The following is a 17,521-nucleotide window of genomic DNA, read 5'->3' on the forward strand; positions in this document are numbered from 1 at the left end:
ACTGGGAACTGGGGAAGAGTAACAAATGACAAATGACAAATGACAAATGACAAATAACAAATGACAAAAATATATTGTTCTAAAGGACATGAAAATTCCCCAGGTAGTCGCTTTTGTCTCCAGTGTGGCGAAAATTTGTTGGATGCGCCCATGAGTTATAGTATCCAACCAGGAATGACTTTAGGCGATCGCTATGCGATCGTGCGTCAAATTGGCCAAGGTGGCTTCGGACGCACTTATTTAGCTGAAGATATCAACCGTTTCCGCGAACTTTGTGTTTTAAAAGAATTTTCCCCCCAAGTTCAAACCGCTTACGTTGTCCAAAAAGCTGAAGAACTTTTCGAGAGAGAAGCGAGTGTTCTTTATAAACTGCAACATCCCCAAATTCCCCGCTTCCGAGAACTGCTGCGGCTGAATTTAGGGGGCAAAGAATATCTGTTTTTGGTGCAAGATTATGTAGAAGGGGAAACTTACAATTCTTTGTTAAATACCCGGATACAACAGGGTTTGCGCTTTACAGAGGCGGAAATACGCCAATTGTTCCAGCAAATTTTACCAGTGTTGGAATACATTCACTCACTAGGAGTAATTCATCGAGATATTTCTCCAGATAACTTAATGCTTCGGACTGTTGATAAACTGCCAGTTTTAATTGATTTTGGTGGTGTCAAACAAGTAGTAGCAACCGTAGCTTCCGAATATTACCAACCCGGTATGGTTGCACCTCCGCCAGCACCAACCTTATTAGGCAAAATCGGATTTGCACCCCCAGAACAAATGCAAACTGGGTTAGTATCTCCCCACAGCGACTTGTATGCTTTAGCAGCAACAATGTTGGTTTTACTGACAGGAAAACAACCCCAAGAATTAATTGATACCTATACTCTCAGTTGGCAATGGCGACGGGAAGTTAATCTGAGTCAAAATTTGGCACAGGTATTAGATAAAATGCTATCGGCTAGACCAAGCGATCGCTATCAATCAGCCCGTCAAGTACTCCAAGCCCTCAACTCACCCCCAGCAAACTATCCGCCAACTCAATATCCCACTCCACCACAACCCACAGCCGCCACCGTCGCCGTCTCTCCACCTCCCCCACCTTCCCCAACCCCTCCATATCCTTCATATCCCTCATCTTCCCCCTCTTCCTCCTGGTGGACGCCAACAAAAACCTTTCTGGTGGCGGCGCTAGTCGCTGGTAGTGTGGGATTAATTTGGTGGGGATTGAATGGCAGACGAGATGTTGGGCAAGTCGATCCTAATCCTACAGCCAGTCCCGTTCCAACTAGCGAACAACCAACCGATCCTTTAGCGCAATATTCGCCAGCAGAACGAGAACGCAAAGAAAGATTAAGCGATCGCCGTCAACAGTTGGGTATTGACTCTAACTTCTACGTGAACTTGGTGAATCAAGTTTTTTGGGACAGAAATCCTAGTTTACGGGGACGTACTCTCAGCAATGGCCCTGAAGATGAGAGTTTGCGCGCAGAATGGGATAAAACAGCTTCGGAATTACTAGAAAAGCTTGCACCACTGAGTAATAATGCCCGCCAAAAACTAGGAACTTACACAACTGCTGAACGCGATCGCTGGAAAGTCGAAGTTAACAAAATCAATGTTGGTAGCCGTTCTTTGTATGATTTGGGAGATACTGCATTCTTAAGTGTATTTCCTGAGCAGCGAGGTAAAAGTTTCCAAGGTCAGTCCATTGGACAAGTTTGGTATGGATTTGTTAGCGATCGACTCAGTGCAATCCTTGACGGTAGCGCTTTCCAGAAACTTGTCTTCGATCCTGGGGCTACTGGCAAAACAGTCAATGGTACTCTCCAATCTGGTGGTGGGAAAGTATTCATTGCTGGACTTGCCAAAAACCAATCTCTAGACTTGAAGCTAGAAGCAAATTCCCAAGTCTTGTTATCAGTCTATTCACCCTCTGGCAAAATTCGATTTTTAGAAGATTCTACCAAGCGTAGTTTGTCAACTAAATTACCAGAAAATGGATTTTATGAGTTTGTCGTGGTTTCTACAGCAACAAAGCCAGTAGATTATCAACTCACTATTACAGCCGAAAATCCCACAGTTCCCCCACCACCAACACCCACGCCCACGGAAACATCAACGCCTACACCAACACCCACGCCCACGCCAACGCCAACTCCTACACCAACTCCCACAGAAACCGCCACTCCTACACCGACACCAACGCAGGAGACAACGCCTCAGTAGAGAGTCATCCTCTGCATCTATCTGGAGTGGAGTGTCTCTACGTGAATTGAAGAAGAATGAAGAATTCAGAATTCAGCAATCTTTGAGTGAGGGATTCAAACCCGCCACTCAATTGTTGCACCACCAAATCTACGATTTGGTGGGGGTCTTAAACCCATCTATTCAGCGTTCGATTGAGCGCTCACGCCGAAGTCCGCTAGTCGCACAGAATTCATGCTGAATTCTGACTTCTGACTCCTGAATTCTGTTTTGATAAAATTTATGGGAAGCATGCCAATGCAAGCAAAAATACACAGGACTGGCACAAAAACCTAATTTTCCGATCCCAAATAACTATATAAAATCTGATGTTGAAACTTAACTTAACAACGATACCACCTTCATTTGAAAAATCTCGCAACGTTCACCAAAAAGAACAGTAGTTTTAAACAATATTTAATTAAATTTTACACCTATTTTTTCATGTCTTAATCAATCGCATTTATTGCCTTTTTAAGATTTGTTAAAGATATTGATATAACCTTGTACTTCATGATATGTAAGTAAGTACAGCGTGGGTTCAAAAAGATTTAGAAAAAGAACCAAAATATTTCAGCTAATTTCTTACCATTTGGGTAATCATCAATTAAGGAATTTTCAGGAAATTGATTATCTAATTTTGTGGAGTATGCGTCTCGTTCGCCCACAAGCAAAGATGGACTTTTCGGGTCAGCCTACAATAAATAGTTGGATATTTTTTTCTTTAGAAGTTCCTAACCAAATAATTAATGTTTTCTAACTTAGAGATTACTTAAATGGCAAGTAATCTACAATGAATAGTTCTTTGACTGAGGCTGAACTTACGTATTAGTGAAAAACTCAGGAGAGATAATATGGCATTTAAATTAGGCACTACAGGTTCTGAAACGATAAGTGGGACTCCGGTGAATGACACGCTAGACGGTGGTTTCGGCAATGATACCCTCAATGGTGGCAACGGCGATGATAGTCTACAAGGCGGGCCAGGCAATGACGTACTCAATGGCGGGTCTGGAAACGATATCCTCATCGGTGCTTGGCCTGGTAGTTCGCTTCCACCTGGATTAGGGGAAACTGATCAGTTGACTGGCGGGGCTGGGGTAGATAGATTTATCCTGGGCGACGCTGAAAATGTTTTCTACGACGATACCAACACTACAAATCCTGGTTTTGGGGACTTGGCTACTATTATTGACTTCGACTCTAGCCAAGATCGAATTGAACTCAAAGGACCTCCACAGGACTACCGCCTGCAAGTTGCTGGAAACAGCACACGAATATTCTTAGACAAACCGACAGGAGAGCAAGATGAGATCATAGGTGTTGTCCAGGGGAGAAAAAATCTCAGACTTGACAGTGATGACTTCTTGTTCTATGAGCGGGAAAATGCTGGAGAAGCTACAAACGGCACACTGGGCAGCGCTGAAAGGTTAGGTTCCTTATCATCAGGCTCAAACGTTAATCTTTCAGCCCAGTTAACAGCAGTTCAACCGGGGGGTGGTCCTGGTTTCGACTTTTTTACATTTTCTTTAGCAAATCCAGGAACTGTCACTATCAGGACAGTGACATCGGGAGATACAGTTCTCGGACTGTTTAACAGTGCTGGGAAGTTAGTGACCAGTAACGACGATGGTGGCGGTGGCAATTCGTCATTAATCACCAGTTTTCTGGGTGCAGGTACGTACTCCATCTCAGTGAGTGACTTTCCTTTCTTGCCTCAAGATGGCGGAAGTTTCTCTGGTAGCGGCTTTAACCCTCTTTCTTATACGTTACAAGTCAGTTTGGCATAAGAACGTTGTCAACTTAAAAAAGTACTGACATCAGAGGGCAGATTCAAGGATACTTTTCTTCCTAGCTAGGGGAACACGGTAACGTGTCCCCCTTACCCGACAAGAGACTATTTACAAGTCCGGGCTATTTTATGAGTCCGAATTCAGAACTCAGGAGTCAGAATAAAGCCATGAATTCTGTATGCCAATTTTTGTAATGCAGAGGCATTTAATCAAAGTCTGTCGGTAAATCTGGTTGGCGATAATGTTGGAAAAGTCGGGTGATTTGCGTTGGTGTCACACGTCCAATAGAAAGTTCTGGTAACGCACCTTCAGGAAAAAAACCTACTTCTTCAGTTTCAATACTTGATGATGGAGAACCACCAATAAGTTCGCAGTGAAAAAACAGTTTGTAGACATAAAATGGTAATGGTGAATGTCCCTGTTTGTTTCTGTCATAGACTGCTAAAAGTTTGATAGCGCGTGCTTGATATCCCGATTCTTCATATACTTCTTTTACAACTGCCTCACTGGGCGACTCACCAACATCAGCCCATCCACCAGGTAAAGTCCAGCAGCCGTCTACTCGTTCTTTGACTAACAATATAGTATCGTCACGAAAAATTGCTCCTCGCACATCAACTTTGGGAGTTGCATATCCGACTTCACGGCTAAATAAATCGAGGATATAGCTGTGTTCTACATTTGAGTAACTCGCCATGATTTCCGTGGCGAGCGCTCGTAATTGTTTGTAACGTTCTATATCAAAAGGGTTTTCAGAATAGGTTAGACCATTTTGAGCGATCGCTTGTAAATTTTGCGCCCATTCCAGCCATTTAGGTTGCATATATTTTTCTCATGTTGAGGATTGGGCATGGGGCATGGGGCATTGGGCATGGGGTATTGGGCATTGGGCATGGGGCATGGGGTATTGGGAAGTGACAAGGAAGAAACTTGCTCAATATTTCTCCCTTATCCCCCTAGTCCCCAGTCCCCAGTCCCCAGTCCCCAGTCCCCAGTCCCTACTTAAGCATCATCTAAAGCTGCAATTCCAGGCAATACCTTCCCTTCAAGTAACTCCAAGCTAGCGCCGCCGCCGGTGGAGATGTGGCTCATTTGGTCGGCTAAACCAACCTTTTCCACAGCCGCTACCGAGTCACCACCGCCGATAATGGTAGTTGTGCCAGTTTTACCGATTTCAGCGAGAGTATGAGCGATCGCTTCCGTACCTGCGGCAAACTTATCAAACTCAAACACACCCATCGGCCCGTTCCAAATTACCGTTTTGGTATCTGCAAGGGCATCTTGGAAAACTTTTACTGAGTCTGGCCCAATATCCAAACCCATACCATCATCGGGGATGTTCTCAATGCTGACGGTTTTCGCATTAGCATCAGGAGCAAACTTATCTGCTGATACTATATCTGTAGGTAACAAGAAGGTAACACCCCGTTCTTTAGCCTTCGCTTCCAAAGACTTCGCTAGTTCTAGCTTGTCCTCTTCTACCAATGACTTGCCAACACTCAAACCACGGGCTTTGTAGAAGGTGAAAATCATCCCACCACCGATGATTAGCTTGTCGCACTTCTCCAGCAGTGTTTCAATCACACCAATTTTACTGGAAACTTTGGAACCGCCAATAATTGCCGCCAAAGGACGTTGGGGATTTTCAATGGCGTTTTGCAGATATTCCAATTCCTTCTCAACTAAATATCCAGCTACGGAAGGACTGAGGAATTTTGTCACACCTTCAGTAGAAGCATGGGCGCGGTGTGCAGTACCAAAAGCATCATTTACATAAAAATCAGCATTAGCTGCCAATTTTTTGGCAAATTCTGGCTCGTTTTTCTCTTCTTCTGGGTAAAAACGGACATTTTCGAGTAACAGCACTTGGCCATTTTGCAGGGCGCCAACTTTAGCTGCAACTTCATCGCCAATGGAGTCATCAGTTTTAATAACTTCTTGCCCCAGTAACTCCGACAGACGCTTGGCAACGGGAGTTAGGCGTAATTTGTCATCTACACCCTTGGGACGGCCAAAATGACTTGCGAGAATGACTTTAGCACCCTTCTGCGTCAAATCTTGGATGGTTGGTAGAGCGGCGCGAATGCGAGTATCGTCGGTAATGTTGCCTTGGTCGTCCACAGGCACATTAAAGTCAACCCGCACTAAGGCACGTTTCCCAGAGATATCAGCCGAAGATAAACTTGCTAAACTTTTTTTGGACACACCAAACTCTCCTGATTGCCTTTTTGTTATTGTTTTGAAAGTAGAACCATCAAGATTTTACCGGAGTCAGGGGTACCCAAGTGACAGATATATTTAAGACGGTATTATTTCCTATCGATCAAAGCCGGGAAACGCGGGAAGCTGCTGATGTTGTTACCAACGTAGTCAAAAAGTACAGCAGTCGCTTGGTGCTGCTGTCTGTGGTAGAAGAACCACCAAAAGACGCGCCTAGTGCAGACGATCCGATGGTGTCGCCAGAGGTAGTTGCAAAACTGCTGGAAAATGCCCAATCTTTATTTTCTGGGCAAGGAATTCAATCTGAAACCTTGGAAAGGAAAGGCAAACCAGCTTTTACGATCTGCGATGTCGCTGATGAAATTGGGGCAGATTTAATTATCATGGGCTGTCGGGGGCTAGGTTTGACTGAAGAGGGAGCGGATGATAGCGTTACCACTCGCGTGATTAACCTTTCTCCTTGCCCAGTGCTGATTGTGCCTTAGCAGTGTGTTGTGGAATACTGGTATTTAGTGCGATCGCTAATAAAAAGTTCTGCGGTTGTTGTAAAAAGGGGGCTGAGGAAGGTTGTTCTAGATTTAGTAGTGCTAAATAAAGGCATCAAGTTTTAGCCTTAAGCAAGCATTATTCTCCTACCTCCTGCCCCCTGCCTCCTTAAACCTTAGCATTCTGAATTTTTTGATTATCTAATTTTCTGATTCCTCCAAAAAAAATTAACCAAACTACTACTACAATCCAGTGAATTAAAACGATCGCAAATAAAGATCCTGTGAGGGTATATGCAACAGTACAGATAATTCCCAAAAATGCAGCTAAAACAAGAAAAACACGATCAAAAAATGTAGGAATTCCAGCTTTAAAAAATGTTTTAGCATTCAAGGGATGATACAAAACAAATAATAATAAACTCACTATTGCCCACAAAGACCATTGGAACCAACTGGTAATTTCGCTAGGATGAGGAAGCAAAAAAACGCGAAAAAAGAGTTCTTCCACAATTGCAGGTAAAAATAAGCAACGTAATATTAGCAAGCATTTATTAGTCCAATTTGCAGACCAAAGTTCTATCTGTAAAAATCCAAATTTCCAACCATAAGGTAGAGCAAGAATACTATAAATTATCAACAGTACAACAATAACTAACCAATCTTTAAACCTCGGAACTACTAAGGACGCTAAAGTGCGATTTAAAAGAATTGAAAGTGGTGAAATATTGGTAAAAGGAATCTTAATTTGTCCTAAAAGTGCTGTTGGGGCAATGGGTGTAATATTAGATTCCCAACCACCAACTTGATTAGTTCGCAATACTTGCATAGTTGCGCCATGTTTTAAAAATATTGCGGCTAGGTCGTCGTGTGCAAGTCTTGGCATTATTGTTCGCCATGTTGTCAAACCAGCCCAAATACTACGATCTTGAAATGGTTCCGTCGTTTTTCCTCTACCCGTACCTGCAAGTATACCTGCTTGACTTTGCCAATCAGCGCGAACTATACCCAAGGGTGCTAATTGTTGTTCCAAAGATTGACCTAATTCAACTAGTTGCTGAAAGCGTAATGTTTGCGGGTGATTGGGGTTGGTGCGTATCCAAGTTTGAATTTGAGGAGTTGTAGTAACTTGGTTTTTAATTGCTAATATCGCAGCATAAAGTGCTTGGCTTGAGTCTTGAACGCATGAGGTAGCAGGTGATACCATTGCGCCACCAGTTCCATCACCAACTCGATAACGTGCCATTGTTATCTGTAATTGTTGCTGAAATTGTTTTAAAGGCGAAAGTTTAACACCATCAAAATTATAATCCTGCGTTACAGGGTCGAATTCGATCAGAATATCTGATACTGGACGTGTTGCCAGCCAACCACGTTGTAAATTACCCATATAATCAGCCCATGTATGCGTTCCGGCAATAATTCCATCGGGGTTATGGGCATAAATTTGGTGGTATTTAGTCTCAAAGCGTAATTCGTTAGTAAACTCGTCACGGACAACTTCTGCAATTCCAAAAGCAAAATGTCCGGTGATAGTATAAGGTACTCCTAATGGTTCAGCTTTACGTCCGCCAATTCCACCAAATAGGTGTAGGACAATAGCCTTATTACCTTCTTGCCATTTTGATATAGATTGATTATGTGAATTTTGTATTTCTACAGGCTTTAATAATACAGTATTGAATTTACCTTTATTTTTCTCAGTATTTTGCCAATTTACATCTTGGATGTAATTTAGCCCTAATTCCTTACCAGTAATAATTTGACGGGGTTGAATTTGCAACAGAGAACGAGGTGCAAGTGCGCGTACCGTAAATACGCCCTTTGCATCGGCAGCACCATAAATATACCACCCATCTTCACCCGCAGGCGATCGCTCGATTTTCTGCGAACTTGAAGGAGCAAAATTTCGCGAATCTATTACTTGTTGGGGAATGCGAATAGTTTCTTCAATCCGATTAAATTGATTTGCATTAGGATTATAATGTTGTACTAAAAAATAATCGTTAAACTGCTTTTGATTTGAAAATAAACTACTTTTATATTGAGATTCAATCGGTTTAATTATTTTTACCAACCCATAAAATCTACCAGTTGCCAAAACAGGTTCGCGTTCAATTTGCAAAATAGATTTTTCTTGATTTGCATCAATGATTGTAGTTGAATCTAAAACAACAATTGTTTCATCATCAGGATTTGCACCAGCCAAAGAGCGTAAAATGCCTACCTGACGAACTCCATTTAGTCGAAAAGGATGAATATTTCCTTGTTTTTGGCTTTTAATTACTTCAGGAGTGAAATTTATATCTCGCGTTACAACTCGTTCTAAAGCCAGCAAATTTTTATTCTTTTTCCAATCCAAACGTACAATTTGACCAACCAAATTTTGTGCTGTAGGTGGTGCATATTGTACTTCCATCCATACCCAATCTAAACCATCTTGTAATTGCTGTTTTGTTGGTAAAATTAACCTTCCTACCCAATCGCCAATAGGTTTATAAAGGTTTGTAGATGGAATTTGGGCAATGGGATAAAAAGCAGATTGATTAAAGTTTTGTTGAATATGGATTGCGTAATTACTTTTTTGTACTAACTGAGGTTGGGTTGGGGAGAGTTGGCACAACGCAATTACTGCAATGAACACTAGCAGTAAAAATTTCGTAAATCGTAACCTTGCTTTTCGACTTAATCCCCGGAAAATCATATATTATCAGCAAGTTTTATTTGCTGATAATCTTACTATAAATACACAATTTTGACTTTTTGCTCTAATTTAGGGCTATTTCATTCTAAATGTAGGCGATATATAAGACATCTGGTGAAATTAAATATGCTTTATCTAGAATCTTTGTAGAGACGTAGTAATGCTACGTCTCTATATTCTTTTTCAGCAAATATCTAATGACAAACAGAAAATTCTGAGCGTGGAAAATCAGCGCTTAGAACTTTAGAGACAAAGCTTGCATATTTACACGCTTTGCCTAACAGCTTAAAAACGATAGTTGCGATCGCGCACCCACATACTAACTGGCACTGCCTTTCCTTGTGGATCTACTTTCGCCTTGACCACAATGGGTGGTACTTGTCCTCTGCGGGCGCGTTGGGCTTGTAAGTCGTTGCGAATCTGCTGCCGTTGGTTTTCTGGGATGTAATATGTTTCCAAGCCGTAGTTAACAGAACCATCCTGATAAACACCTTTTAAGGCTGCCTGATTGGCTCTAAGAGTTGTGGGGCGATCGCTACTTACTCGTAACGGTCTCCAAGCCCTAGGAACACCGCGACCAGAAGATAATTGCTCTTGCAAAGTCACGTAAATATTGGTTCCTTCAGGCAATCTTCTGCCACTTCCACGACCTCTGCTGACTAATGTTTGCCAACCAGGTAGTCTGCTCAAATTTGAGGTACGGGATATGTTGTAGTCTAAGGCTAAGGTGTTACCTTCTAGCACATTGTTAGGATCTACAGGTACGGTTTGCAAAATCACCGTCTTACCTGTGACATCTGTATAAACCGCTTGGGCTGGTACTGCCATAATTAGCCCTGTTTGCAGCGCCAGGGGAGCTAGTAACCGCCAAAAAGGTAAGGGCTTATTCGATTTTTGTTCAGTAGCAATCAAGTAATCCCGAAAAGTCACCTTATTGGAAAATTCGGCTTCGGGAGACAAGGGTTTATTTTTAGATTCAGAAGAAGTATTACTCATGAGCGTAGTCCTAAAAAGCAGAGGTCTTGAGGAGGTTAAAAGTAACGAGATTAGGACTGACGCAGAGAAACTTTAAAAATTTTGACGCACAGAGATTTCTCAATTTTTGATTTTGGATTTTGGATTTTAGATTTTTTATTCAATCCAAAATTTAAAATTCAAAATCTAAAATTTGCCCTACTTTTTACTTGTAGAGCTACCACCAGGTAGGCGGCGTTCAAACCAAAGTCCAGCGCTAATTAAAGCAGAACCGCACAGGATATAGACTAGCGACTTAAAAAGTAAGTCGGTGTCGTACTCCTGCACGCGACTGATAATTTGCAGTGTTACTAACAGCATACCGCCCCAAAAGGAACTTCTGTTGCTTAATTTCAATCCTTCTTGAATTAGTCCCCAGGCTAATGTTGCAAGAAGTACATTGAAAATAAAAATGCCAAGTTCATCAATCCGGCTGATAGTTTGATGCCAAAAAGGTACTATTGCAATAAAGACCAGAAATGTACTAATGACAGCAGTTGTGAAAATCACTTCGCGGCGCGGAGGATTATTTCTTTGGCGCAGTAGAAACAACCATTGTAATACCGCCAAGCCGCTGAGAATCCCCAAATCGATAATTGGCAGAGACTCAAATAAGTTTGTCAAATTCGTTGGCTGATTATAACTATAATTTGGAGATTCCCAGACCCAACGAAAAGACAGAACGTAAAAGACAACGCCGAAGCTTACTAACGCTAAATTACGGGCTAGATATTGAAATAACCTGTAATTTATGGTTGGAAACAGTAAATCATCATAACTCCAGAATAATGCAGGTGGGAGTGCAAAAGCAAAAGATGCCACCCAAGGGGCTATATCAGCATAATTTAGCAGTGGCAGTGGATTAAGGTTAGCTTGTAAGGAACTAGCAAAAACAAAGGCTGCTAGACCAAAAATCCAACGCGATCGACAGAAGTATGCTAAAGGTACAAATACCAGCCATGCCAACAAAGGCAAATGCTGCACTACTAGCCGCGACCAAGTTAACTCTCCTGTTACGTACCAGAAGTCTTCTAGTCCAGTCCAATAGCCGATTTCTACGAGGACAATTGATAGAATTCCTAAAGAATTTAAGGACAAACTGAAGGCCATGACTACAACACCGAATCCCCAAGCGAGAAACAGTTGAGAAACTGAACCGACAATATTGAACATCTGGGCCATCAGCAGTAAATTTGCACCGAAGATGAAGGCACTTAAAATTAGCAACCCTTCTCCCAGTAGGCGTTTGCTTCGTTCTGGCTTCTTCCCTTCAGGTGGCCTCCAGTTGTAAAATCCAGCGATCGCGATCGCAAAAAACAAACTCATCATCAGAATAATTTTGACTTCTCGCGATCCCCCCTGCCAGTTTCCTGATACAAAGGTAATTATGCCTAAGCATAAAAGGATGCTACCGATAGCGATCGCTATTGCTTTATTGCGATCGCGTGCAGCAGCTTCCAGGTTTTTAAATTGATAACGTTCTGCTATCTGCTCATACTGCGAAGAACTAATTAATCCTTCATCCCTCCATAATTGTGCTTGTTTGCGTAATTTGTCCTGAAAACTATCTAAAAACATGACCTTCTCCGGTGCAGTGGGGTAGCTTGGCCATTGCGTTCCCAATGGCGGTCATTATATTTTGAGTATGAAGCCAAAAGCCTTAATTACATTGTTCTTGTGTAACAGTTTGATTTTGATTTAGATACAATGGACTAATTCGTAATTCGTAATTCGTAATTCGTAATTCGTAATTTATAATATTGATGGAAAAACCTTCTAATTTATTACTTAAAGTTTCGCGGCGTTTGTTCGCTAATCTAGATGAACAAGAAAAATTTATTGAGGCTTTAATGAATCCTCAGCCTTTTTCACCTAGTATTCTTTGGTGTCAAGAAAAGCCAGATATTTCACCTTTGGCAGTGCAAACACCAACGTCTTGGCAACCACAATTTATAGACCGTTTATCTCTGGGAGAAAAACCTGGTAAGCATCCCTTGCATGAAAAAGGATATTTCTATTGTTTAGATTTTTCTTCGGTGTTTGCAGCTAGTACTTTGTTAGCTATTCCTGAGTCAGTGCGTTTAGTTTTTGATATGTGTGCCGCACCAGGAGGTAAAAGTATCTTCGCTTGGAGAGCTTTAAAACCTGAATTGCTCATCAGTAATGAAGTAATTGGCAAACGTCTGGGAATGCTAATTTCTAATTTGAAGCGTTGCCAGGTTAGCCCTAGCGCGGTAGTTAATCGAGATTCGAGCATATTTGCTGAAATGTTTCCCGGCTCTAGCAATCTAGTCATCGTAGATGCTCCGTGTACTGGACAATCTTTACTTGCCAAAGGTGAAAAAGCACCCGGATGTTTTCACCCAACTGCTATTAACAAGAGTGCAAATCGGCAAAAGCGCATTATAGCTAACTCCGCTAAAATTGTTTCACCACAAGGCTATCTGGCTTATATGACTTGCACATATTCGCCCGAAGAAAATGAGCAAGTTTGTGAATGGTTTTTAGAACGGTTTCCCTCTTTTAAAGCAATAGAAATTAGTAATTTAGCTAAATATCAATCACATTTAACCACGATGCCTTGTTATCGGATATTTCCTCAAGATAGGTTAGGTGCTGGTGCATTTACAGTCCTGTTTAAAAATACTAATGAAGATGAAGATGAGCCTAAAGAAGCGGATTTAAATACAATATCTTCTCTATATATCTACCAAAATTTGAAAAATTCAAATTCTATTATGTCCGTATAATTAGTTATGACTTAGTTGGGAATTATATTTGATTAATCGTAACCCTTCTAGTCTGAGAGCTTCAGGATAGAGAGCTTTGTAAATATTGCAATTTGGAGATTGAATATCGTAACGACCTGTAGCTTTAAAGGTTGCTAGAGAACAACCACCTGTACACCAATATTTCCACTCACATGTACGACAGCCTTCTTTTTCTTCAACTGACAAATTTTGAATACCTGCTTTATCTTGCCGCACAATAGTTAAAGGATCTTGAGTTTTAGAGGCAGAGATAGTTTTATGTAGCTGCATCTGGCATTTAGCAATTTGCCCTTTGTAATCAAATACGAGATAGCTTTGCCCAACTCCACAAGTTCGTTTATGAGGAGATGCTAAATTAGCACGATCGATCAATGAACCTAGCAAGCTGCGATTAGGTAATTTCAATTCGATAACTTTGAATGCTGCCAACATTCCCTCAATTAATCGAGATTCTTCTAGTTGCAAGTCTTCATAAGAAGCTGACAGTTCGTTTTCTCGATAGAAATTTAAACTAAAGGGTAGATTATATTCTAATATCCATTCCAGAAGATCGGGTAATCCTTCTGCATTCCGCCCACTAATTGTAATCGAAATATCTGGTATTAACCCATTTTGCAAAGTAATCTTAATACCTCGTTCAACATCTGCAAACGATCCCTTTTTGCTTGTATAAGAACGTTGAATATTGTGGAAATTTGATAATCCATCTAGTGAAATCATTAGACGCAGATTTAATATTTGTAGCATCTCAATAATTTCAGGCGTAATCAATGTTCCATTACTGAGAACAACTCCATCTAATATAATGTCTGTTTCTTTGCTAAGGGATTGAGCGTACAAATGGAGATCCTTAATTAAAGGAGAGCATAGTAATGCCTCTCCTCCTGCATATTTCAGTTTGACGCGGCGGTAATTATTTAAGGTTGCAGAGCGAAATGTAGATTCAATAGCTGCTTTACCTATATCGATTGACATATCTTTTGCTTCGTGCGGAAGATAGCAATAGTCACATCTTAAATTACAGCGATCGGTGATATGCAACCATGCTGTTAAAGTCTCTGGTATTTCATTTAAGTCAAATGATGAATAATTATTGGGTGCTATTAAACGTGCTTGGTATAGTTCTTGAATAGCTGTCTGTAAGTCTATTGGGTCAATCTCAGAATACTCTATTGCAATCTCATCTAATTTATGAGGATTTGTAAATTTTTCAAGTAAAAATGTCGCTGATTGATTCAGAACTGCTACTTGATGATAAGTACCAAAACAGATAGAATAAGTATCATCTAAATTCATCATCTGCGAGTTAGGAACTCTCACAAATTCTGTGTCCAACATCCCCAGAGGTAATCGGATATTTGAGCTTAATTCTGTTAAAGGGGATAAGTCACAGGCACAATCTCCTCCATCACAATCGCATTGCCCAGTTGGTACGTAGGTAGAATTAAGAGAAACTAAAATTTGGGGTCGATCAATTTTTTTACTAAGCATGAGAAGATGGCTGTTTTGTGGCACGTATTCTGGTCAAAAACATTTGTTGATCGCACCATTCCTTGAGAGCTTTATGATCTTTCCACTGAGATTTTAGTTGCTGAATCAGAGTTTTAGAAAGTTCTATAGGCAATCGTTCAATTTTCTTTTGGAGCAGATTTAGCTCATGTTTAATCGAATACGGGCCGAAACCTCCATGTTGAAAGATTTGGGGTATTCCTTGAGCATATTTACTAAAAGCAAAATTGTAGTTAGCTTGTTGAAATGCAACATCACCTTCTATGCGTAACATGCGGCCAAAGTATAGTGTGTGGATATTTTGATATGATTGAAAGCGATCGCTAAGTTCTTGTGCATAATCGGAAATATACTCGTAGGCTTTTGCATAATAATCAAACTCAGCTTTACCTACCAGGCTATCGATGGCATACCGCATGTCATTGTACTCTAAACTAGTCTGATAAGAGCGATCGTTGAGTTTTAAAGCTTGGTTTTGTAGCGTGCGATCGCCTGTTTGAAACCCAAGATGCCAATAGACACTAGCAATTTGGTGCAAAATTCCAGGTAATTCCTCTTCAAGTCCATATTTCTCTGCGAGTTTTAGACTTTTTTCTAAAGCATTTTGAGCAAGACTTAGCACATTGAGATCCCATTGCACCTGTGTCACATCCCAAACAGCTTCATTTACTACCTCAGCACTAAACCACTGATTTAAGCCTAACTGAAAGTATGCCCTACACAGTATTTGATTATCGTTTTCTTCATTGTCACAACGGCTTAATGCTCGTTCAAGTAGTTGTTTCGCTTTAACATAATTACCATTATCTACCAAAATAGTAGCAGAGGCAATTTCGGCGTTGGCTATTTCGCGTTCGCTCTCAACACTCGACCACATATCAATAGCAGCTTTAAAACATTGTTCAGCCTTGACATAATCTTTTTGTTGTCCGTATAAAAATCCCAAATTATTCTGAATGCTAGCCATAACTTGAGTTAAACCTTTGTCAGGAGTATCAATTTCCATAGCAGCCTCCCAACCTAGTTTGTAATATTTCTCAGCTTCCTGAAAGTTGTTGAGTTGTCTATGCAGATAACCAACTAGGTTAGCTACAGCAGGAATAGCGTATGATAGCTTTTTGCCTTGAACTAGGGATAAACACTCTTGCTGATATTTTAAAGCTTCTTCATAAAGGTGTAACTTGGTATTTAGCATTCCCAAGACATTGTAAATATCCGCTTGATGAGAAGAATTAGAAGATTGATCGGATAGCATTCCCTCCAACTTTACTAGTTCATTTTCTTTTGTACTCTTATCTTTAAGAGCATGAACAATCTTTGATTCAAAAATAATCATTTTAAATTTTTGATCGGGATTTATTTCTGTTTCAAACTGTTTGGCAATTGCCAACAATTGATTTACAAAGCCAAATTTTTTGGATTGGCGGCGTATCCTATCAGTAACTTCGTGCCAAGTTTCAAAGCCTGTTATCGGATCGGCATATAAAGCATTCCAGAGCCATCGCGTAGTATTGAATTCTCGCCGTTGCTTAACTTCTTCAATCAGAAACTCGATACTAGCAACTTGATGAGAATCATCACAATAACGTTGAACCTCCAATATCCTTTTTTGTGGCCCTAAATCATAATCTTTTTGCTCAAAATATTTAGCAGCAATCCGACTATCTCGTTTTCTCCATTCCAAATCGGGGTCAATATCTGCCCATACATATTTTTCAACTAAGTCTCGCACAATATCATGTAATGATATTTGAGAACCACCGATTACTGGTTTGATAAAAAAGTAGCTTTGTGCATCAAGAAATAATCTTTGAGCATCTTCTGTAGATAGTTCTAATAAATTAGCAATATCACAGCTATCTAATGGGTAGATACGTGAAAGTAACAGAGTTAGCCGATCCATTGATGTCCGAAGCTGTGTAATATGTCGAACCATCTCAGCTTCAAATCCACCAGTTTTTTCTAACCTGCTGGGAATAGTTTCTATATTTTCACTTTCTAACCAATCTGGTATGACTTCCCGATAAGCATACTCTACTCCAAATTCAATCATGATCGGGCTACCACCAGAAAGAACTATGATCTTTTTAACCAATTCTTGTCCGAGAGTAAAGTGAAGTTGTTCCTCCTTGCAACGAATGTATGTTTGTACATCCTCATGAGTAAATTCATTTAATTCTAAATAAGTTAATTCTTCTTCTTTGAATGATTTTTCTAAAATTTGATGAGCAATATTAGGACGACCTGCTAAAATAAATACAGCATTCTCTAGTTGATGGCATAAATTGCCAATACACTCCCAAACTTGCTCTCTGACATCTGCTTGTCCTAACTTTTCAACCGTATCAATTAGAAAGACTAGTCTCTGTTGGCTGGATTTGCGATTAATTTCATCGACCAAGAACTTTTCAAGTTGTCTGCGTTCTTGTTCGTATGCACTTTGACTGAGGCGGTTTTCATCTTCTCGCAGTTGTCGTAACCGCAGCAACCATTCTTTATATGTATGGTCGTATAATTGTTTGGCGATTTGAGTGTATAAATCTTCTGCATCATTAAAAACAGGGATATCGCAATCAATAATTTCACTTGTGCCAATTTGAACTTGGTTTAGACGAGATTTTAATGCATGAAGCAACCAAGTTTTGCCAATTCCACCTCTACCCTCTACTAAAACTACACGCAGTTTATTAGATTCCTGAACAAGGGAAATAATTCGATTTAGATGTTCTGCACGACCAACAAACTCTAATTTATTTAGTTCAGACATAATAGACTCCTATT

11 protein-coding genes are annotated in these 17,521 nt (G+C 40.5%); 4 read left to right on the forward strand and 7 right to left on the reverse strand.

The features are described 5' to 3' along the window. Positions 1-60: 60 nt before the first annotated feature. Both RMY64_RS21815 and RMY64_RS21820 read left to right on the forward strand, forming a co-directional pair. Complete coding sequence (locus tag RMY64_RS21815; RefSeq protein ID WP_322701080.1) at positions 61-2,226, forward strand: serine/threonine-protein kinase; 2,166 nt, start codon at positions 61-63, stop codon at positions 2,224-2,226. A gap of 872 nt (positions 2,227-3,098) precedes the next feature. Further along, positions 3,099-4,034: a DVUA0089 family protein gene (locus tag RMY64_RS21820; protein WP_322701081.1), complete on the forward strand. Its 936-nt coding sequence runs from the start codon at positions 3,099-3,101 to the stop codon at positions 4,032-4,034. 208 nt (positions 4,035-4,242) lie between these two features. Here the strand turns inward: RMY64_RS21820 and RMY64_RS21825 are convergent, their stop codons facing one another. Together RMY64_RS21825 and RMY64_RS21830 are read right to left on the reverse strand one after the other, a co-directional pair. Further along, entirely contained in the window at positions 4,243-4,860 is a 618-nt protein-coding gene (locus RMY64_RS21825; RefSeq protein ID WP_322701082.1) for an NUDIX hydrolase, read from the reverse strand. 179 nt (positions 4,861-5,039) lie between these two features. Further along, positions 5,040-6,242 carry a phosphoglycerate kinase gene (locus RMY64_RS21830; RefSeq protein WP_322701083.1) on the reverse strand — a complete coding sequence of 401 codons (1,203 nt, stop codon included), beginning with the start codon at positions 6,240-6,242 and terminating at the stop codon, positions 5,040-5,042. A gap of 89 nt (positions 6,243-6,331) precedes the next feature. Here RMY64_RS21830 and RMY64_RS21835 point away from each other — a divergent pair, with 89 nt between their 5' ends. Then, positions 6,332-6,742, forward strand: a complete 411-nt coding sequence (locus tag RMY64_RS21835) for a universal stress protein (RefSeq protein ID WP_322701096.1) — start codon at positions 6,332-6,334, stop codon at positions 6,740-6,742. Positions 6,743-6,911: 169 nt separating this feature from the next. Here the strand turns inward: RMY64_RS21835 and RMY64_RS21840 are convergent, their stop codons facing one another. The 3 genes from RMY64_RS21840 to RMY64_RS21850 form a co-directional block, all read right to left on the reverse strand. Continuing rightward, positions 6,912-9,446 (reverse strand): type II CAAX prenyl endopeptidase Rce1 family protein, encoded by a 2,535-nt coding sequence (locus tag RMY64_RS21840; RefSeq protein ID WP_322701084.1) that lies wholly within the window; start codon positions 9,444-9,446, stop codon positions 6,912-6,914. Positions 9,447-9,731: 285 nt separating this feature from the next. After that, the gene (locus tag RMY64_RS21845) at positions 9,732-10,442 is read right to left on the reverse strand and encodes a GDYXXLXY domain-containing protein (RefSeq protein WP_322670216.1); all 711 of its coding nucleotides are present in this window, start codon (positions 10,440-10,442) and stop codon (positions 9,732-9,734) included. Positions 10,443-10,619: 177 nt separating this feature from the next. Next, positions 10,620-12,038 carry a DUF2157 domain-containing protein gene (locus RMY64_RS21850; protein ID WP_322701085.1) on the reverse strand — a complete coding sequence of 473 codons (1,419 nt, stop codon included), beginning with the start codon at positions 12,036-12,038 and terminating at the stop codon, positions 10,620-10,622. Between the two features lie 185 nt (positions 12,039-12,223). Between RMY64_RS21850 and RMY64_RS21855 the strand changes: the two genes are divergently transcribed. Then, positions 12,224-13,210 carry an RsmB/NOP family class I SAM-dependent RNA methyltransferase gene (locus RMY64_RS21855; protein ID WP_322701086.1) on the forward strand — a complete coding sequence of 329 codons (987 nt, stop codon included), beginning with the start codon at positions 12,224-12,226 and terminating at the stop codon, positions 13,208-13,210. Here the strand turns inward: RMY64_RS21855 and RMY64_RS21860 are convergent, their stop codons facing one another. Together RMY64_RS21860 and RMY64_RS21865 are read right to left on the reverse strand one after the other, a co-directional pair. Further along, a complete protein-coding gene (locus tag RMY64_RS21860) occupies positions 13,211-14,722 on the reverse strand; it encodes a radical SAM/SPASM domain-containing protein (RefSeq protein ID WP_322701087.1) in 1,512 nt (503 codons plus the stop codon). Next, entirely contained in the window at positions 14,715-17,507 is a 2,793-nt protein-coding gene (locus RMY64_RS21865) for a tetratricopeptide repeat protein (RefSeq protein ID WP_322701088.1), read from the reverse strand. The genes RMY64_RS21860 and RMY64_RS21865 overlap by 8 nt, the downstream gene beginning before the upstream one ends. Between the last annotated feature and the right edge of the window lie 14 nt (positions 17,508-17,521).

This window comes from Nostoc sp. DedQUE08, assembly GCF_034530895.1.
Classification (GTDB): Bacteria; Cyanobacteriota; Cyanobacteriia; order Cyanobacteriales; family Nostocaceae; genus Nostoc.